General features: G+C 69.7%; 13 protein-coding genes and 1 pseudogene. 3 read left to right on the forward strand and 11 right to left on the reverse strand.

What is annotated here, in order from left to right; genetic code table 11:
- Nucleotides 1–7: 7 nt before the first annotated feature.
- Genes FB559_RS23145 through FB559_RS23165 form a run of 5 tightly spaced genes read right to left on the reverse strand, consistent with a single transcriptional unit; the run spans nt 8 to nt 4691 of the window.
- Entirely contained in the window at nt 8–1009 is a 1002-nt protein-coding gene (locus tag FB559_RS23145; RefSeq protein WP_141957580.1) for a proline racemase family protein, read from the reverse strand.
- Nucleotides 1006–1926 (reverse strand): dihydrodipicolinate synthase family protein, encoded by a 921-nt coding sequence (locus FB559_RS23150; protein WP_141957581.1) that lies wholly within the window; start codon nt 1924–1926, stop codon nt 1006–1008. Before FB559_RS23150 ends, FB559_RS23145 begins: the two co-directional genes overlap by 4 nt.
- Nucleotides 1923–3263, reverse strand: coding sequence for an FAD-dependent oxidoreductase (locus tag FB559_RS23155; protein WP_141957582.1), 1341 nt, complete (start codon nt 3261–3263; stop codon nt 1923–1925). Before FB559_RS23155 ends, FB559_RS23150 begins: the two co-directional genes overlap by 4 nt.
- 46 nt (nt 3264–3309) lie before the next feature.
- Nucleotides 3310–3561: a (2Fe-2S)-binding protein gene (locus FB559_RS23160; protein ID WP_141957583.1), complete on the reverse strand. Its 252-nt coding sequence runs from the start codon at nt 3559–3561 to the stop codon at nt 3310–3312.
- Nucleotides 3558–4691, reverse strand: coding sequence for an NAD(P)/FAD-dependent oxidoreductase (locus tag FB559_RS23165; RefSeq protein WP_141957584.1), 1134 nt, complete (start codon nt 4689–4691; stop codon nt 3558–3560). The genes FB559_RS23160 and FB559_RS23165 overlap by 4 nt, the downstream gene beginning before the upstream one ends.
- 124 nt (nt 4692–4815) lie before the next feature.
- Here FB559_RS23165 and FB559_RS23170 point away from each other — a divergent pair, with 124 nt between their 5' ends.
- Nucleotides 4816–5388, forward strand: a complete 573-nt coding sequence (locus FB559_RS23170; RefSeq protein WP_246121937.1) for a helix-turn-helix domain-containing protein — start codon at nt 4816–4818, stop codon at nt 5386–5388.
- Between the two features lie 33 nt (nt 5389–5421).
- Here FB559_RS23170 and fxsT (FB559_RS23175) read toward each other — a convergent pair whose 3' ends face one another.
- Nucleotides 5422–7338, reverse strand: coding sequence for an FxSxx-COOH system tetratricopeptide repeat protein (fxsT, locus tag FB559_RS23175; RefSeq protein WP_246121939.1), 1917 nt, complete (start codon nt 7336–7338; stop codon nt 5422–5424).
- Between the two features lie 656 nt (nt 7339–7994).
- Between fxsT (FB559_RS23175) and fxsT (FB559_RS23180) the strand changes: the two genes are divergently transcribed.
- Nucleotides 7995–10544 (forward strand): FxSxx-COOH system tetratricopeptide repeat protein, encoded by a 2550-nt coding sequence (gene fxsT, locus FB559_RS23180; RefSeq protein WP_141957587.1) that lies wholly within the window; start codon nt 7995–7997, stop codon nt 10542–10544.
- A gap of 290 nt (nt 10545–10834) precedes the next feature.
- Here the strand turns inward: fxsT (FB559_RS23180) and FB559_RS23185 are convergent, their stop codons facing one another.
- The 3 genes from FB559_RS23185 to FB559_RS23195 all read right to left on the reverse strand — a co-directional run bounded on the left by FB559_RS23185 (nt 10835) and on the right by FB559_RS23195 (nt 12949).
- Nucleotides 10835–11002: an HEXXH motif-containing putative peptide modification protein gene (locus FB559_RS23185; RefSeq protein WP_141957588.1), complete on the reverse strand. Its 168-nt coding sequence runs from the start codon at nt 11000–11002 to the stop codon at nt 10835–10837.
- Complete coding sequence (locus FB559_RS23190) at nt 10999–12210, reverse strand: FxsB family cyclophane-forming radical SAM/SPASM peptide maturase (RefSeq protein WP_246121941.1); 1212 nt, start codon at nt 12208–12210, stop codon at nt 10999–11001. The genes FB559_RS23185 and FB559_RS23190 overlap by 4 nt, the downstream gene beginning before the upstream one ends.
- Nucleotides 12211–12490: 280 nt before the next feature.
- Entirely contained in the window at nt 12491–12949 is a 459-nt protein-coding gene (locus FB559_RS23195) for a MarR family winged helix-turn-helix transcriptional regulator (protein ID WP_141957589.1), read from the reverse strand.
- A 61-nt stretch (nt 12950–13010) separates the two neighbouring features.
- On the opposite strand from FB559_RS23195, the gene FB559_RS23200 reads away from it, so the two are divergent.
- Nucleotides 13011–13379 carry a VOC family protein gene (locus FB559_RS23200; RefSeq protein ID WP_141957590.1) on the forward strand — a complete coding sequence of 123 codons (369 nt, stop codon included), beginning with the start codon at nt 13011–13013 and terminating at the stop codon, nt 13377–13379.
- A gap of 78 nt (nt 13380–13457) precedes the next feature.
- On the opposite strand, the pseudogene FB559_RS46800 reads toward FB559_RS23200, so the two are convergent.
- Nucleotides 13458–14377, reverse strand: a pseudogene (locus tag FB559_RS46800) (IS982 family transposase).
- 127 nt (nt 14378–14504) lie between these two features.
- Nucleotides 14505–16025, reverse strand: coding sequence for a DHA2 family efflux MFS transporter permease subunit (locus tag FB559_RS23215; protein ID WP_246121943.1), 1521 nt, complete (start codon nt 16023–16025; stop codon nt 14505–14507).
- Between the last annotated feature and the right edge of the window lie 204 nt (nt 16026–16229).

Genomic DNA, 16229 nt, shown 5'->3' on the forward strand with positions numbered 1-16229 from the left:
GCACGGCTCACAGCACGAAACCGTTCGGGAGCGGGTCGGCCGGGTCGAGCAGGTAGTTCGCCGTGCCGGTGATCCAGGCGCGGCCGGAGAACTCCGGGACCACGGCCGGCACGCCGCCGGTCGTGGTCGTCTCGAGGAGGCGTCCGGTGAAGCGGGTGCCGATGAAGGACTCGTTCACGAACTCGGTGTTCAGCGGCAGCTCACCGCGCGAGTGCAGCTGCGCCATCCGGGCCGACGTCCCGGTGCCGCACGGGGAGCGGTCGAACCAGCCCGGATGGATGGCCATCGCGTTGCGGGAGTGTCGTGCGTCCGAGCCCGGGGCCAGGAACTGCACGTGCTTGCAGCCGCCGATCAGGGGGTCGGCCGGATGGCGCGGCGGGTCCTGCTCGTTGATCGCCGCCATGATGGCCAGGCCCGCCTTCAGGATGTCGTCCTTGTGGGCGCGGTCGAAGGGCAGGCCGATCGAGTCCAGCGCCACGATGGCGTAGAAGTTCCCGCCGTACGCCATGTCGTAGCCGACCTCGCCGAGGCCGGGCACCTTCACGGTCAGGTCGTGGCCCAGCGCGAACGACGCGACGTTGCGCAGGGTGACCCGCTCGGCGTGGCCGTCGCGGACCTCGACCCGCGCCTCGACCACGCCGGCCGGGGTGTCGAGGCGTACGACCGTCTCCGGCGAGGTCACCTCGACCATCCCGGTCTCCACCAGGACCGTCGCCACCCCGATCGTGCCGTGGCCGCACATCGGCAGGAAGCCGCTCACCTCGATGTAGACCACACCCCAGTCGGCGTCGGGGGAGAGCGGCGGCTGGAGCAGAGCCCCGCTCATCGCCGAATGCCCGCGCGGCTCGTCGACCAGGAACCTCCGCAGGTCATCGAGATGCTCCACGGCGTATCGGCGGCGTTCGGCCATGGTGGCGCCCGGGATCGGCGCGACGCCGCCGGTGACGACACGCGTCGGCATGCCCTCGGTGTGCGAGTCGACGGCACTGATCGTACGGACGGACCTCACGGGGACACCCGCCTTTCCTCCAGTGCCGCGACCGCGCGGGCCATGTCGGCGGTCACCTGGGCGCGGTGTTCGTCGCTGAGCGGGCCGCGCGGGGGACGGCACGGGCCGCCGTACCGGCCGATCTGGTCCATGCCCAGCTTGATGGCCTGCACGAACTGCGTACGCGAGTCCCAGCGGAACGCCGCGACCAGCGGCTCGTACAGCGCACGCGCCTCCTCCAGCCGCCCCGCGAGGCCCAGCTCGTACAGCAGCGCCGACTCGGCGGGGAAGACGTTCGGGAAGCCGGCGAACCAGCCGGTCGCCCCCATCAGCAGCGCTTCGAGCGTCACGTCGTCCGCGCCGGCGACGACGGCCAGGTTCGGCGCCTTCTCCCGGATCTCCAGGACCCGGCGTACGTCCCCGGAGAACTCCTTCACCGCGACGATGTTGTCGATCTGCGCGATCTCCCCGAGCAGGTCCGGTGTCAGGTCGACCTTGGTGTCGATCGGGTTGTTGTAGACCATGACCGGCAGGCCGACCGAGGCGACCGCCTCGAAGTGCGCCAGGACGTCCGCGCGGCTCGCCCGGTACATCGTGGGAGGCAGGCAGAGCACCCCGTCCGCCCCGTCCTCGGCGGCCAGCTCCGCCCAGTGCCGCGCCTGGTGTGAACCGGGCCCGTGCACGCCGACCACGACGACACCGGACCCGCCGACCGCCTCGATCGCGGTACGCGCGACGCGGCGCCGTTCCTCGTCCGTCAGCGAGGAGTACTCCCCGAGTGAGCCGTTCGGGCCGACGCCGCGGCAGCCGTTCTCGACCAGCCAGCGACAGTGCTCGGCGTACCGGTCGTAGTCGACCGCCAGCCCGGCGGGCGCCGAGGAGTCCTGCCGGTACGGGAGCGCGGTGGCCACGATGACCCCGCCGAGCTGGGTGTTCACGGAGTGCTCTCCTTTTCTGCGGCTTCGCTTCGGGCCGCGAGTTCGCCGAGCCGGATCGGCTGGGCGATCGGACGGTGGTGCGGGTCCGGGGACTCTGGGCTGAGCTCGGCCACGGTCGGGCCGCAGATCCGGGCCTGGCAGGGGCCCAGGCCGGCGCGGGAGGCGAGCCTCACGGCGCGGGCCGCGGGGTTCTCGGATGCCGCGCGGCACAGGCTCTCGTAGCTGGTCTCCTCGCAGCGGCACACGACGGTGTCCGGCCGCAGCCAGCCGGGCCAGCCCTGGCCGATGGGATGCGCGGCGGCCAGCCGCAGGCCGAAGGCGCGTGCGCGGTCCCGGCGGCGGCGTGTCAGGCGGAGCTCCGAGGGCGGCCCGCCGGCCGCGGTCCACCCGGCCACCAGCCCCTCGGCGCGTGCGGCCGGAGCGCCGGCGATCCCGGTGACCTCACCCGCCGCGTACACCCCTGGGCTGCTGGTCGCCTGGTCGCCGTCGACCAGCACGAACCCGTCCCGCAGGACACAGCCCGCGGCGACGGGGAGTTCGAGCTGCGGGGTGAAGCCGTGGGTGACGCTCACCGCGTCCACGCTCAAGGTCCGCTCCGTGCCGGGAACCACCGACCAGTCGGCGCGGAGGCGTGCGGTCACCGCCTCCTCCACGCGCCCGTCGCCGCGCGCCTCGATGACGGCGCGTCCCGTGCGGTACGGCACGCGGTGGCGGGCGAGCCGGGCGGCGTACGCGGCGAGCTCGGCGGCCTTGTCCGGCTGGGCGGCGAGCTCCCACGGCCGGCGGCCCCAGCCGCGGAGCACGGTACGGGGCGGGTTCGCCTCGAGGACCTCACGGACCCGTGTGCCCGCCTCCAGCAGAGAGGCGGCGACGGGCAGCAGGAACGGTCCGGAGCCGGCGACCAGCACCTGGTCGCCGACGACGACGCGTTCGCCCTTGACCAGCGCCTGCGCGGCTCCCGCGGTGAAGACGCCCGGCAGGTCCCAGCCGGGGAACGGCAGCGTACGGTCGTGCGCGCCGGGGGCGAGAACGAGCGCGTCGGGATCGAGGAAGCGGCGCCGTCTTCCGTCGCCGTCGGCGGGACCGGTCAGGACGTGGACGCGAGGCGGACGGCGCTCGTCGTGACGCTCCAGCGACCACACGCTGCTCTCGGGCCACCAGTCGCAGCGGTCGAGGACACGGAAGGGCCTGTAGGTGTCGGGTGGCATCCGGTGGTACTGACCGCCGGCCTGGTCGGCCGCGTCGATCAGCGTCACCTCGGCACCGGCGCGCAGGGCCGCGGACGCGGCGGCGAGCCCGGCCGGCCCGGCACCGACGATCACGACGTGCCGGCTCACCTGCCCTCCTTCGCCGGGGGACTGTGCCTGCCCTGGCTTCGCCCGGTCACGGCGCCTCCGTACGGGACTGGGTGGTCACGATGTCGCCCTCCTGCGCCCGGCGGCGGCAGGCGCGCACGTCGCGTACGCCGTTGACGATGACGAGGCAGTCGAAGCAGACGCCGATGCCGCAGAAGACGCCGCGCGGAGCACCGGACGGCGCCCGGCGCCACGACCGGCGGCCGGCGGCGAGGAGTACGCCCGCGATGGTCTGCCCCGCCTCGCCGGCGAGGGTCTCTCCGTCCACGGTGATCCTCATCGGTCCCCTCCGACGGCGGGCCGGTCCACGCGGAACGGCCTGGCGTCGATCTCCGGTGTCCGTCCCGTGACCAGGTCGGCGAGCAGGCGTCCCGTACCGGTCGACAGGCCGATCCCGGCCCCTTCGTGACCGGTCGCGTGCCACAGACCGGGCCGGCGGTGATCGGCGCCGATGACCGGAAGATGGTCCGCGACGAACGGCCGGAAGCCCCCGTACGCCCGCATCACCGGGACACCGGCCAGCCCGGGGAACAGCCGCAGCGCACGTGCGGCGATGGCCGAGAGCACCTCGGTCCGCAGCCGGTCGTCGAACCCGACGAGGCGGCGCGAGGAGCCGAGCAGGATCGTCCCGGCGCGGGTGGACTCCACCACGGCGGATGCCTGGAGCTCTTCGGCGTCGCTGCCGATCGCCCCCACGTAGTCGGCGTCGTACACCTTGTGGAAGACGGTCGGCGGCAGGGGCGCGGTCACCAGGATCTCGCCGCGCCGGGGCCGTACGCCGACCGGGGCGCCGAGCCTGCGGCTCAGCTCGCCCGCCCAGGGGCCGGCGGCGTTGACGAAGACGTCCGCCTCCAGCGTCCCGGCGGATGTACGGATCGCGGTGATCCGTCCCTTGCCGGTGACCGCGCCGCGTACCTCGCAGCCGGTACGGACGACGGCCCCGGCCCGCTGTGCGGCGGTGAGCAGGGCGGTCGCCGCGCCGATCGGCTGGACCTGGGCGTCCTCCGGGTAGTGGACGGCCGCGGTGACGTCGCGGGTGAGGTGGGGTTCGGCGGCGGCGAGCGCGGTCGCGTCCAGCTCTTCGGCCCGTACGCCGGCGTCCCGCTGGGCGGCGGCGAAGGCCAGGAGGCCGCGGGCACCGGCGTCGGTGGTGGCGACCACGATGCCGCCCTTGGGCTCCCATTCGGCGGCCTCGTCCGCCAGCGCGGGCCACAGGCGCCGGGACAGCTGGGCGAGCCGGAGTTCGGGTCCGGGACCCTTGTCGGAGAGCAGGATGTTGCCCTCACCGTGCGCGGTGGTCGCCGCCGCGGCACCGCCCCGGTCGACGATCGTCACGTCGGCACCGGCCAGTGCCAGCTCACGGGCGCACGCGATGCCGATGATCCCGGCGCCCATGACGACGGCCCGCATGTCCCACCCGCCTCGTTCGATGACCCGAACGCTATGTACGGATTTGTGGAGGTGTCAACGGTTCTGGTCGTTATGGTGGTTCGATACATCGAACGAGAGGCCGGGCGTCGTGACGGATGAGTCGGTGCGAGAGCTGCTTGCCGCCAACCTCCGGCACGCCCGTACGCGGCGGAATCTGTCGCTGTCCGAGCTGTCACGCCTCTCGAAGATCGGCAAGGCGACGCTCTCGCAGCTGGAGGCCGGCGCGGGCAACCCCACGATCGAGACGGTCTTCAGCCTGTCCCGTGCGCTGGAGGTGCCGATCTCGGACCTGCTCGACCAGCGCCGGGGCAACGGCCTGACGGTCGTACGTGCCGCCGAGGTCGAGGCGCTGAGCGGCGAGGGCGTCGACCTGCACCCGCTGCGCAGCATCGTGACCGGCGACACGGTCTTCGAGGTGTACGACCAGGTGGTCCGGTCGCGGCAGGACTCCCTCGGCCACCTGGGAACCGAACACACGATCGTGCAGGCGGGCCGGCTGGGCGTCCGGGTCGACGGCCGCGAGGTGGAACTGGGCCCGGGCGACTACGTCGGCTTCGACGCGCTGCTGCCACACGGCTACACGGCCCTGGACGGCCCCGTACGCTCGGTGCTCCTCCTGCAGTACCGCTCCGACCAGCGCCTGCACTCCACCCCGGGCTGCTCGGCCGGGTCCTGACCAGGCCGTCGGCGCGATGGCCGGCCGTCCGTCTCAGATGGGTACGGGAGAGAAGTCGACGTCGAGCCGGCGGCGCTGCAGGAACAGGGAGACGGCGGGATGCTGCTCGCCGAGCGACCGCTGGTAGCGGACGAGGGTGTCGGCGCGCAGAGTCGCCGCCTCCTCCTCACCGCCGAGATCCGACAGGACCAGACTGAGGTTCCCCGCACAGGCGAGCGTGTGGGGATGGTCGGGGCCGAGCGTTCGCCGCAGCCCGTCGAGCGCTTCGCGTCCGACGTCCAGCGCGGCCTGCGGATCGCCGAGATCCGCGAGTGCGCCGGCATGGGTGATCATTGCGATGAGCGTGAAGTGGTGGTCGTCACCGAGGGCGCCGCGGAGCCCGGTCAGCGCACTCTCGATCAGTCCGGTCGCCGCCGCCGGCGCACCGTCCTGACGCCGGGTGGCCGCCAGGCTCGCCCCGCAGGCGTGGGTGTACGGGTGGTCGGCACCCAGCTTCGACTCATAACGCCGTACCGCGTCCGTGAGGACGTCCAGAGCGTCCGAATAACGGCCGGCACCCCGCAGGATGCTTCCCAGCGTCATGGCCGTGGCGAGCGTCTGCGGGTGGTCCACGCCCAGGATCCGCCAGCATCGGTTGTGGACGTCGGATGCCAGCGAGAGGGCATTCGTGCCCCCCGCGTCTCTGCGTGCCGCCGCGAGGTCGTTTCCATGGACCAGGACCCACGGGTGGTCCTCCCTGAGGATCCTGCGGCGGATGAGCGAGCGATATCCCTCATAGACCTGTCCGGCCGACTCGAGCGCCTCGCGATAGTGACCCGCGTGCCGCATGCTCCGCGCCATCGCGTTCTGGTAGACGAGCACGGCGGGGTGGTCATTGCGGCCGTAGAAGGTCAGACAGTCGCGGTAGACCTTCTCGTCTTCTTGGACGGCCTTGCCGTACCGGCCGTTGAGGGCGTGGTCGACGGCGAGATTGTTGGTCGCCATGAAGGTCTGCGGGTGATCGCGCCCGAAGATGCGTGTATGGGCGTCCACGGAGGCTTCGTCGGCTTCGAGCGCCTTCGCGAAATCTCCTTTCCAGCGCAGCTCGACCCCGGTCGACCTGCCGAGGATGACGGTGTCCGGGTTCTCGTCACCCGATCTGGCCTCCAGAGAGGACCGGCTGAGCGCGAACGCCTCTTCGTACTCGCCGAGGGCGACCAGGGCATCCACCTTGGACCGGTTGATGGCCAGGTTCATGGCGAGCGCCTCCGCGTCGCCGGAGTCCGTGGTCGGCCACCGGTCGAGTGCCCGGTCCGCGAGGGTCTGGGCGGCCACGGGCTCACCGACGACGCGCAGGTAGCGGACCATGTTGAGGACCAGCCGCCGTACGGTCACGTGCCGGCAGCCCTCCGCGTCGGACGGGTCCATGTGGCCGCGGAGCTCCTCGTACCGTGGCCAGTTGTCGAAGTCGTCCGGGTCGCCGGGATCGGCCGCGGCGAGGAGCAGATGAACGTCATGCCGTGACCGCTCCGCGTCCGCCTCGGACATTCCGTCGCGTACGACGCCCTGCACGAGGCGGTGGATCTGGATGGTCCGGCTCACCGGATTCACCCGGACGAGGGCCGTACGTCCCAGCGCGCCGATGGCCCGGCTTCTCAGAATCGGATCGAGGAGCGTGGTGTGCAGCGCCGACTCGGGGAAGTAGCGTCCGCGCTCGAGCGACTCGAGCGGGATGGGGCCGGCGCCGAAGAACGCACAGCACCGGAGGAGGTCCATCGCGGCGGGGGCCTCGGCCGGGGCGTCGTGAGTCCCATTACCGACGGCCAATTTTTGGCTTTTCGGATACCGGTGTACGCCTGGTTCAGCAACATGAGGATGAGGCCTTTCCCTATCTGGCTCTGATCCCAGCAAACGAGAACGAGCCCCGATAGAGCAAGATCTAAAAGCAACGTCGGAGGACCAGGGCGCCATCCGGACGATCGCGCAATAACCAGAACGACAGAGTCCTCCGGCTTTCGCGCTCAGTCCGGAAAGCACCGGACAGGTGCCGTGCCTCCGAGTTTGGGTGGATCGTCCGGAGAAGAGCGAATTAGTCCGGGCGCGAGCCGTCAGCCTCCTCGCCCCCTGGCGGCCCGGCGGTGACCACCCCTGGCTCACATGCGATTCTGGAAGCCCGCAGACGCTCCGCTCGTGGCTTTGTCTTCCTCGAGTATGCGGCTCAGAGCTAGGTCAAGCGGACTCTCAGTGGCTCGGCGCAGCTCGCGAAGAGACCTGCCGGCGAGGTAGGGCAGATCACGAGTGGCCAGTGGGGCATCGTCGCTCATTTGGTCCCTTTTGTGGTGTCTGGAACTGGTGAGCCTCATGATACCGGGGCCCCACTTAGCGCAGTTCACCGGCGTGGTGGCTACTGGCCCGCCGCCGAGCCCGCGATCGGTGGAAAGATTTCGGGGTGTCCGATTTTCGTAAAAGGCGGCTTTCGTCCAGCCTCGAAGTGTCTCGCGACTTCGCGGCATACCGATTGGGGCGGTAGATCCTACCGGACAAGGAATTGCTGGTCATGGCCCGTATGGCGTATTCGCCTATGATGGCCGCATAATCGAACCAGCGGCCCAGGCGGAGGTACAGGCGTGACCATTTCCAGTGAGCGTGGTCGACCGCCGGAGATCTGGGGCGGAGTACCCGCTCAGAACAAGAACTTCACCGGACGATCCGAGCTCCTCGAACTCCTCCGGGCGCGCATCGGTGACGCGGCGACGGCGGTCCTGCCCAGTTCCGAGAGGCAAATCGGCGAGACGACCTCCCACGCGCTTCAGGGCATGGGAGGTGTGGGCAAGACCCAGGTGGCCGTTGAGTACGTCTATCGGTACGGCTCCAAGTACGACCTCGTCTGGTGGATCCCCGCTGACCAGCCGGCGCTCGTGCGCTCGTCTCTTGCCTCGCTCGCGCCCCGGCTCGGGTTGCCGCCTTCCTCTGTCAGCGGCACCAACGAGGCGGCGCAGGCCGTGCTCGACGCGCTGAGCAAAGGAGACCCCTATGATCGCTGGCTGCTCGTCTTCGACAACGCGATCGAACCAGAGGATCTGACGGGCCTGATACCTACCGGTCCCGGGCATGTGCTCCTCACGACGCGCAACTACAGCTGGCGCGACCGGGTCAAGACGCTGGAGATCGACGTGTTCCGGCGCGAAGAGAGCGTGGAGTTCCTCCGGAGGCGTGTCCCCAACGCGATCACGGAGTCGGAGGCCGAGCGCCTCGCCGCCGCTCTGGGCGACCTGCCTCTCGCCCTGGAGCAGGCCGCCGCGCTGAAAGCCGAGACGGGAATGTCGGTCGACGAGTACCTCGGTCTGCTGAGTGAGCGGTCGAGGGAGCTCATGGACGAGAATCGGCCGGCCGATTACCCCAACTCCATGTCCGCCGCATGGAGTCTGTCGGTCGCGACACTGGAGTCCCGGCTTCCCGAGGCGGTCGAGCTGCTGCGCTGTCTGGCCTTCTTCGGCCCGGACCCGGTCCCGCGCGACATCCTGAGCCGTTCCAGCGGGCTGACCCGCCCTCTGCTGAGCTCAGTGCTCGCGGACCCGATCATGCTGACCCGGGCCGTGGGCGAGCTGAGCCGTTTCGCGCTCGCCAGGGTGAGCTCGGAGAGCCGGACCATCCAGGTTCACCGGCTGGTCCAGGCGCTGCTCCGTGAGCAGGTAGGTGCGGCCGACCAGGCGTCATTACGCCATGACGTGCACATCCTGCTCGTACGGGGCGCCCCGCCGAGAGCCGATGAGGGCGGGCAGTGGCCGCGCTTCGGCGAGCTGGTGCCTCATCTGGAGCCGGCCCGGGTCATCGAAAGCGACGACCGTTCGGTGCGAGATTTCGTCCTCAAAGTAGTGAGGTACCTCTACCAGTCCGGCAACCGTCAGGCGGCACAGTCGATGGTGGAGGACTTCCTACGCCGCTGGCAAGACAAAACGGGAGAAGGCAACGACCGTCTGCTCCTGACCGCACAGAGTCATCGGGCCGACATCCTTCGCGAGCTCGGGGACTACGCCCAGGCGGCAGAGACCGACGAAGCGGCGCTGGCCCAGGCGCAGGAGATCTTCGGCGAGGATGACGAGGTCACGCTGACGATCGCGCGCGGTTTCGGAGCCGACCTGCGCGCCCTCGGACGGTTCGCCGAAGCCGTCGAACGAGATGAGGACACGCGCGACCGGCACGTGCGGGTCTTCGGTGAACAGAATCCATGGACGCTCCGCAGCATCAACAACTTGGCCCTGGACTTCGGCCTCGTTGGCCGGTACCGGGAGGCCAGAGAGCTTCATATGGCCGTCTACATGCAACAGCGCGAGCCGTCCTCCGGAGCGAGCAAGGTCGAAATTCTCAGCTCGTGGAATGGCCTCGCTCGCGTGATCCGGCAGCACGGCGAATACACGGTCGCTCGTGATCTCGGTGAGGACGCGCTGGAATATGGGCGCCAGGAGCTGGGAGCGGAGCATTTCTGGACTCTTCGCACCCAAAGAGACCTCTCCATCGCGCTGCGGCGGGCGGGTGCGTTCGAGCAGGCCCTGGAGATGGCCCGCGAGGTCCATGAGCGGTCCAGGCGATTGTTCGGCCTCGACAACCCCGACACTCTGGCCGCCGCGACCTGCCTGGCCAACGCCGAGCGAAGCGCGGGGCTCGTCGACGAGGCATTCGCTCGGGCCATGGACACGACGCGTCGTTACGCCCCGGTCTACGGATCCCACCACCCCTACACCCTTGCCTGCGATGGAAACGTCGCGTTGCTCCATCGCATGAAGAATGACGTGGACGCGGCGCGTGAACTCGACGAAAGGAGCCTGGCCGGGCTCGAGGACAAACTCGGGCCTGACCACCACTACTCACTCAACGTCGCGATCAACCTGGCGAGTGACCTGGCGGCGCTCGGTGATCTCGAGGGAGCCCGCGCTCGTGGGACCGAGACGCTGGGACGCGTGCGTTTCATGCTGGGGGAGGAGCATCCGGTCGCGTTGGGATGTGCTGCCAACCTGATCGCCGATCTCCGGGCCCTGGGCGAGGACGAAGAAGCGGCGGCCCTCACCGAGGTGACCTTCCCCATCTATGAGCGGGTGCTGTATCCCGACCATCCGGATGTGCGGACCGCCAAGGCAGGGCGGCACCTTGACTTCGACTTCGACCCGCCGCTGATCTGAGGGTGCCGTCAGCGGGCGGGTACGGGAATTTCGCCAGTTCGCCGTCGCCACGATGTCCGGTGTCGTTCGTTCTCGCGCCGCGCCTGGTCCAGCGCCTCCGCCGGGACCGGGTCGTGCTGCCAGCCGAGCAGGGTCGTGTGCACGCCAGAGACGAACTCATCGCCGGCGTCGTCAGGCGGCCGCTGGCCGGGAGTGTCTCGGCGCCCAGGCAGGCCGACTCGCGCCAGCGGGCGACTCGCTGTCCGCGTGGCCCGTCGCGCCGCTTGCGCGTTCGCGACGCCGGAAGGCGGTTACTGCCAGAAGGCGTAGACGCCCTGCAGCAGACCGCTCGCCGGACGCGGGTCGTCGCGCCAGGTGCGCAGTAGCGCGAGCCGTTGTCCGGCCGCGACAACTGCACGATGTCGAGAATTCCGGTCAGCTTCGTGCTCGCGGGGCAGCTGGTGGAAGTCGACGCTCATGCGTTCCCATTCGCGCGTGCGGACAGATCGGTGGTGAGGACGTTCGATACGTGGGAGATCAGCCGGAACAGGTCCGGGCTGTAGACCGAGGGGTTGGCGAAACCCGAGCCCGGACGGTACCGGTGCGCGTACAGGCCGGCGCCGCAGACGCGGTGTACCGCGCAGCGGCGGCACTCGTCCGCCAGGGCGAGCTCACCGACCTGCCGCGCCGCGACGAAGGGCAGCATGAGCGCGGTGTCGAAGGGGTCGTGCGCGACGTGCAGGCCGGTCTCGGGCGCACCCGAATACGCCGACTTGAGCATGTCCGACTGCTCGATGCTTCCGTCGGTCTCGATGACGATGACCGTTACAGGGGAGAGCCCGATCGCCTCGCTGGCCGACGCCCCGCCGAGCAGTAGGTGAATGATCTCGCTGAACAGGCGGACCCGGGTCTCCTGCCGTGGGGCGGCGTACCAGCGGTCGAAGATCTCGATCAGCCAGTCGGCGTACGGTGTCGCGGCCGAGCCCGGGACGCGGCCGGGCGGTGGCTCGGACCAGTTGCCGTGCGGCAGCAGGAAGTCGATGGCCGGTGGATCGAACTCCAGCAGCGCCTCGTACGTCGCGAGCGGCGGGTTGGCCACGTCGATCGCGCACAGCAGCCCGCCGAACAGGTGCCGGAAGCGCGTGGACAGCAGCCGCAGGCCGGCCGCGACCGCGTCGTAGCTGCTTCCGCCGTGCGGATACCGGCGGTGCCGGTCGTTGGCCACGGCGTCGCCGTCGATGCTGACCCCCACCCGCACGTCCAGCTTGTCCAGCAGGTCGAGGTAGGACGCGAGCCGTACGCCGTTGGTCTGCAGGCTCAGCCGGACGTCCACCTCCGGCCCGGCGCTGGAGCGGATCGTCGTGACGATGTCGGTGATGAGGTCATGGCTCGCGAGCAGTGGCTCGCCGCCGTGCAGGACGACCTCGATCGAGGTGAGGCCATGGTCGCGGGCGTGTTCCGCTATCCGGGCGGCCGTGTTCGCGACCACGTCGGCCGACATGTGGCGCGGCCGGCCGCGCCAGCTCTGGTCGGCCATCTCGTACATGTAGCAGTAGTCGCACGCGAGGTCGCAGCGGCTGTGGATCTTGAGGACGAACTCACGGAACGGGGTGGGACTCCAGCCGTCCGCGATCTGTTTCGCGACGTCGAGTGAGGCGGGCCACTCTGCCGTGGGCTCAGCCGGCACGTCGTATCAGCCCTTCGGAGAATGTGTGCGGCCCACGCCACCCGTGCGCCTGATGCCGCCGCGCGCGAGCCGGGGTGCTTGGCGGAACGCCCTCAACCTAATGGTCTTCGCGTCTCCCGCGTGGGAGAGCGGGGCGATCTGGAGGCGAGTTGGGGCCGAATATCCGAATTTGGGGCTCACCGCAGAAGAGGGTGTGCCGGTTCTCGAGGTCGCCGGCACGGATTTTCACGCTCGGCCGCACTCCTGTCCGGGCGGGACGAGACGTGCGCCGGGGGGCGGGCTATGCGCCGCCGTCGCCGTCGCCGTCGCGCAGGGAATGGATCATGCTCTGCAGGATCCGGAACGCGCCTGACTGCTCGGTCTCGGTCATGCCGGCCAGCATCCTGACCTCGACGGACCGGACCGCTACGGTCGCCTTCTCCAGGCTCCGCCGCCCGCGAGGCGTGAGCCGTGTCGGAAGAACCTTCCCGACGGGTGCCTCCGCGGGCCTGGTCACGTAGCCCTCTCGCTCCAGGGCCTGGAGCAGCACGTTCATCGACTGGCGTGTCACGAACGCGCCCCGCGCGAGCTCGGAGTTCGACAAGCCCGGTCGTTGAGCCAGCAGTTCGAGGCAGGAGTAGCGCGTCACGTTCATCCCGAGCGGCCGCAGCACCTCCTCCATGGCGGCTCGCAGAGCGCTCGACGCCTCCTTCAGCAGGTAGCCCAGTGACGTCTCCAGGTCGACACCGACTTGATTCATGTCAGCATTCTGACATAGATTGAGCTGTGTCAGAAAACTGACACGAATAAGGAGCATCATCATGCCCGCGACCGGCCCCGATTTCATCTCGCTCCAAGCGCGCGACCTCGACACTTCGCAGGCGTTCTACGAGCAGTACCTGGGCCTCGTCCGCTCTCAGGCCGGGCCTCCGCATGCCGTCGTCTTCGAGACGAAGCCGATCGCGTTCGCGCTCCGCGACGTCATTCCCGGCACCGATCTCGCATCCGTCGCCCAGCCCGGCATCGGTGCCGCGATCTGGCTCCACGCCACAGACGTCCAGGCCATACACGATGCTCTCGCCGCCGACGGCCACACCATCGTCTCCGCACCGATCGACGGCCCCTTCGGCCGGACGTTCACCTTCGCCGACCCCGACGGCTACCAGGTCACTCTCCACGACCGCACCTGATCGGCCGGACGCCCCACCGGACGATCAACGATCCCCGAGACCGCGGTTGCCCCCGGATCGTTGATGGGGATGGGTCGGTCAGTGGTCGTAGGCGATCAGTGATCGTTTGATGGGTGCGTCGATGAGCCGGTTGTGCCAGATGGCTACGTTGAGGGCGAGGATCCGCTGGGATGCCCGTGTCCAGTGGCCTTCGGTGGTGCGCGCGGCGTGGCGTTCGAGGCCGACTTGGTCCTTCAAGGTTCGCTTCGATTTGTTGGCATAGCCAGGCCGGGAAGACGTTGAACTGGGGTGGCTCGCCATCCCGGGGCGCGGATGAGCGGATGTCCCAGGTCGGCTTTCCGATCCCTGCTCCGGCAAAACCCTTGTCACACACGATCGGGCAGTCGCCGGCGGCGATCTGGTGGACGTGGAGCAGATGCAGGGCCTGTTCGCGTTCGCCCGGGTTCTTTGGGGTGGGCCAGGCTGAACGCGGTCACCGTCCCGTCCGCCATGGTGATGAGCATCAGTTTGGTGCTCCAGTAGAAAGCCTGCTGGAGGCATCATGCCCGTAGCCGGCCATCTCCCCCATCTGCGAGCGGTTCACCATGGCGCGTGAGGCGCCGGAGCGCACCAGCGCGCCATCCATCAACCGCAACCGGCCAGCATCGCCCTGCCCGCCTGCCCGCCTGCGCCCGCGCGCCCGCGCGCCCGGCCCCAACCCGAACCCGAACAGCGTGAGCGTCGTGCCAGCTGGGAGTTGCTCTGGCCGGCCACAACGCGACCAAAACCAGAACCTGAGCCAGAGCGCGCGACTGGCGGTTGTATTCGGACTGGCCCGGCAGACGCGGGAACCAATGCCCGATCCGCCCGGGCGCTACGCGCATCCACCGGCGCTCTGAATCACAACCCGGCAGGACCAGAGCGGTGGCGACACAGACCAGCTCGGCGTCGAGCCGAACGGCCGGGCGGGTCGCAGGGGCGGTGCCGGTCACGGTGGACGCCGAGGCGGGATACGGCATGCGGCCGCGTGAACTGGTGGACCGGTTGCTGGACATCGGCGCGGTCGGGTGCAAATTCGGGCGCCCGGGAAAGGGCCGGCCCCGCGACCGTGGCGGTCGCGGGGCCGGGACGTGCGTGGGGAAAGCGTCAGTGGATCGGGAGCGGCATCTCGGCAGGGGCCTCGTCGGCGGACGTGGCGTCCGGGGTGCGGCGTGGGAGGAACAGTGCCGGGATGAACGCCAGGGTGAGCAGGCCCACGGCGTACCAGTAGGTGTGCTGGAACGCGTCCGCCATCGGGCCGGCGATCTTCTGGATGACCTGGGGCGTGACGTGCTGGGTGGCCGACAGGCCACCACCCGACGGTGTGCCGAGCTTGTCGGCCAGGCTGGTGGCCAGCAGCACCGACATCAGCGCCGTGCCCACGGACGCCGACACCTGCTGGAAGATGTTCAGCATCGTGCTGGCCCGCGGCACCTCGTCGTGGACCAGCGTCTGGATCGCGGCGGCCATCGTGGGCATCATCGTCAGGCCCATGCCCAGGCCCATGACGAACAGGATCGATCCGAGGATCCAGTACGACGTGTCCGCCTGGAGGAATCCGGTGAAGGTCGCCACCGAGGCGATCACGATGACCAGGCCCAGCAGGACGACCCGGCCCGGGCCGACGCGGTCGGTGAGCTTGCCGCCGATCGGCATCGTGACCATCGCGCCGAAGCCCTGCGGGGCGAGCAGCAGGCCCGAGGCCAGGGCGCTCTCCTGCCGCACCACCTGGTAGTAGAGCGGGAGCAGGAGCATCGCGCCCATGAACGCGCACATGAACAGCACCATCGTGCCCAGCGCCGCGGCGACCGAGCGGCGCTTGAGCAGGCGCAGGTCGATCAGCGGGTTGGTCGCCATCAGTGCGCGGATCGTGAAGAGCACGACCAGCACCGCTCCGGTGATCGTGGTGACCAGGACCTCGGTCGAGCTGAAGTCGCTGTGCTGGGCGCCCGTGGCCAGGCCGTAGATCAGCAGGGCGAGGCCGGGTGACAGCAGCAGGAGGCCGAGGAGGTCGAGACGCTCGCCCGGCTTGGGGGTGTCACGCTTGAGGATCCGGGCGGACAGGAACAGCGCGACGATGCCGATCGGCAGGTTGATGAAGAAGATCCAGCGCCACGAGACGTCGTCGACCAGGTAGCCGCCGAGGATCGGGCCGCAGATCGGGCCGAGCAGCATCGGGACGCCGACGATGCTCATCACCTGGCCGACCCGCTTCGGGCCGGCGGCCTGGGTGAGGATCGTCATGCCGGCCGGCATGATCATCCCGCCGCCCAGGCCCTGCAGGACCCGGAAGACGATCAGGGACTCGGCGGACCAGGCCATGCCGGCCAGCGCCGAGCCGCACACGAAGAGTGCGATGGAGATCATGTAGAGACGTTTGGTGCCGAACCTGGACGAGGCCCAGCCGGTGACCGGGATGACCGTGGCCAGGGCCAGCGTGTAGCCCGTGGCCACCCACTGGATCGTGGACAGCGGGGAGTCGAACTCCGTGGCCAGCCGGTTGATGGCGACGTTGACGACCGTCACGTCCAAGATCGACATGATGGCGCCGAGGACGACGACCATGGCGACCGCGAGCACGCCCCGATCGAGCCCTCCCGATGTCGCCTTCGGTGGGCCGTCCGCCACCTGGGGTGATGAGAGCGCGCTCAATTCCGTGTTCCAATCGTGAGATTTCGCCCGATAGTGCACTTATGTGCAGCTTTAGCTAGCACAACACATGATGGCCGAGGGCACCGACAGTTTGGCAAACCAATTAGGGGCCCCGCGCCGCCCCCATCCCGCCGATGGACGATGGGAGTACCCGGACAGGTCCCCGACAGGACGAGGAGA

Origin of the sequence: Actinoallomurus bryophytorum (genome assembly GCF_006716425.1) — a bacterium.
Taxonomy (GTDB): domain Bacteria; phylum Actinomycetota; class Actinomycetes; order Streptosporangiales; family Streptosporangiaceae; genus Actinoallomurus; species Actinoallomurus bryophytorum.

What these genes read in the sequence shown, in the direction of transcription:
- FB559_RS23160 (WP_141957583.1), bottom strand. Translation starts at nt 3,561, where the DNA reads ATGAGGATCACCGTGGACGGAGAGACCCTCGCCGGCGAGGCGGGGCAG.
- FB559_RS23165 (WP_141957584.1), bottom strand. Translation starts at nt 4,691, where the DNA reads ATGCGGGCCGTCGTCATGGGCGCCGGGATCATCGGCATCGCGTGCGCC.
- fxsT (WP_246121939.1), bottom strand. Translation starts at nt 7,338, where the DNA reads ATGGCGCCCTGGTCCTCCGACGTTGCTTTTAGATCTTGCTCTATCGGG.
- FB559_RS23185 (WP_141957588.1), bottom strand. Translation starts at nt 11,002, where the DNA reads ATGAGCGTCGACTTCCACCAGCTGCCCCGCGAGCACGAAGCTGACCGG.
- FB559_RS23195 (WP_141957589.1), bottom strand. Translation starts at nt 12,949, where the DNA reads ATGAATCAAGTCGGTGTCGACCTGGAGACGTCACTGGGCTACCTGCTG.
- FB559_RS23200 (WP_141957590.1), top strand. Translation starts at nt 13,011, where the DNA reads ATGCCCGCGACCGGCCCCGATTTCATCTCGCTCCAAGCGCGCGACCTC.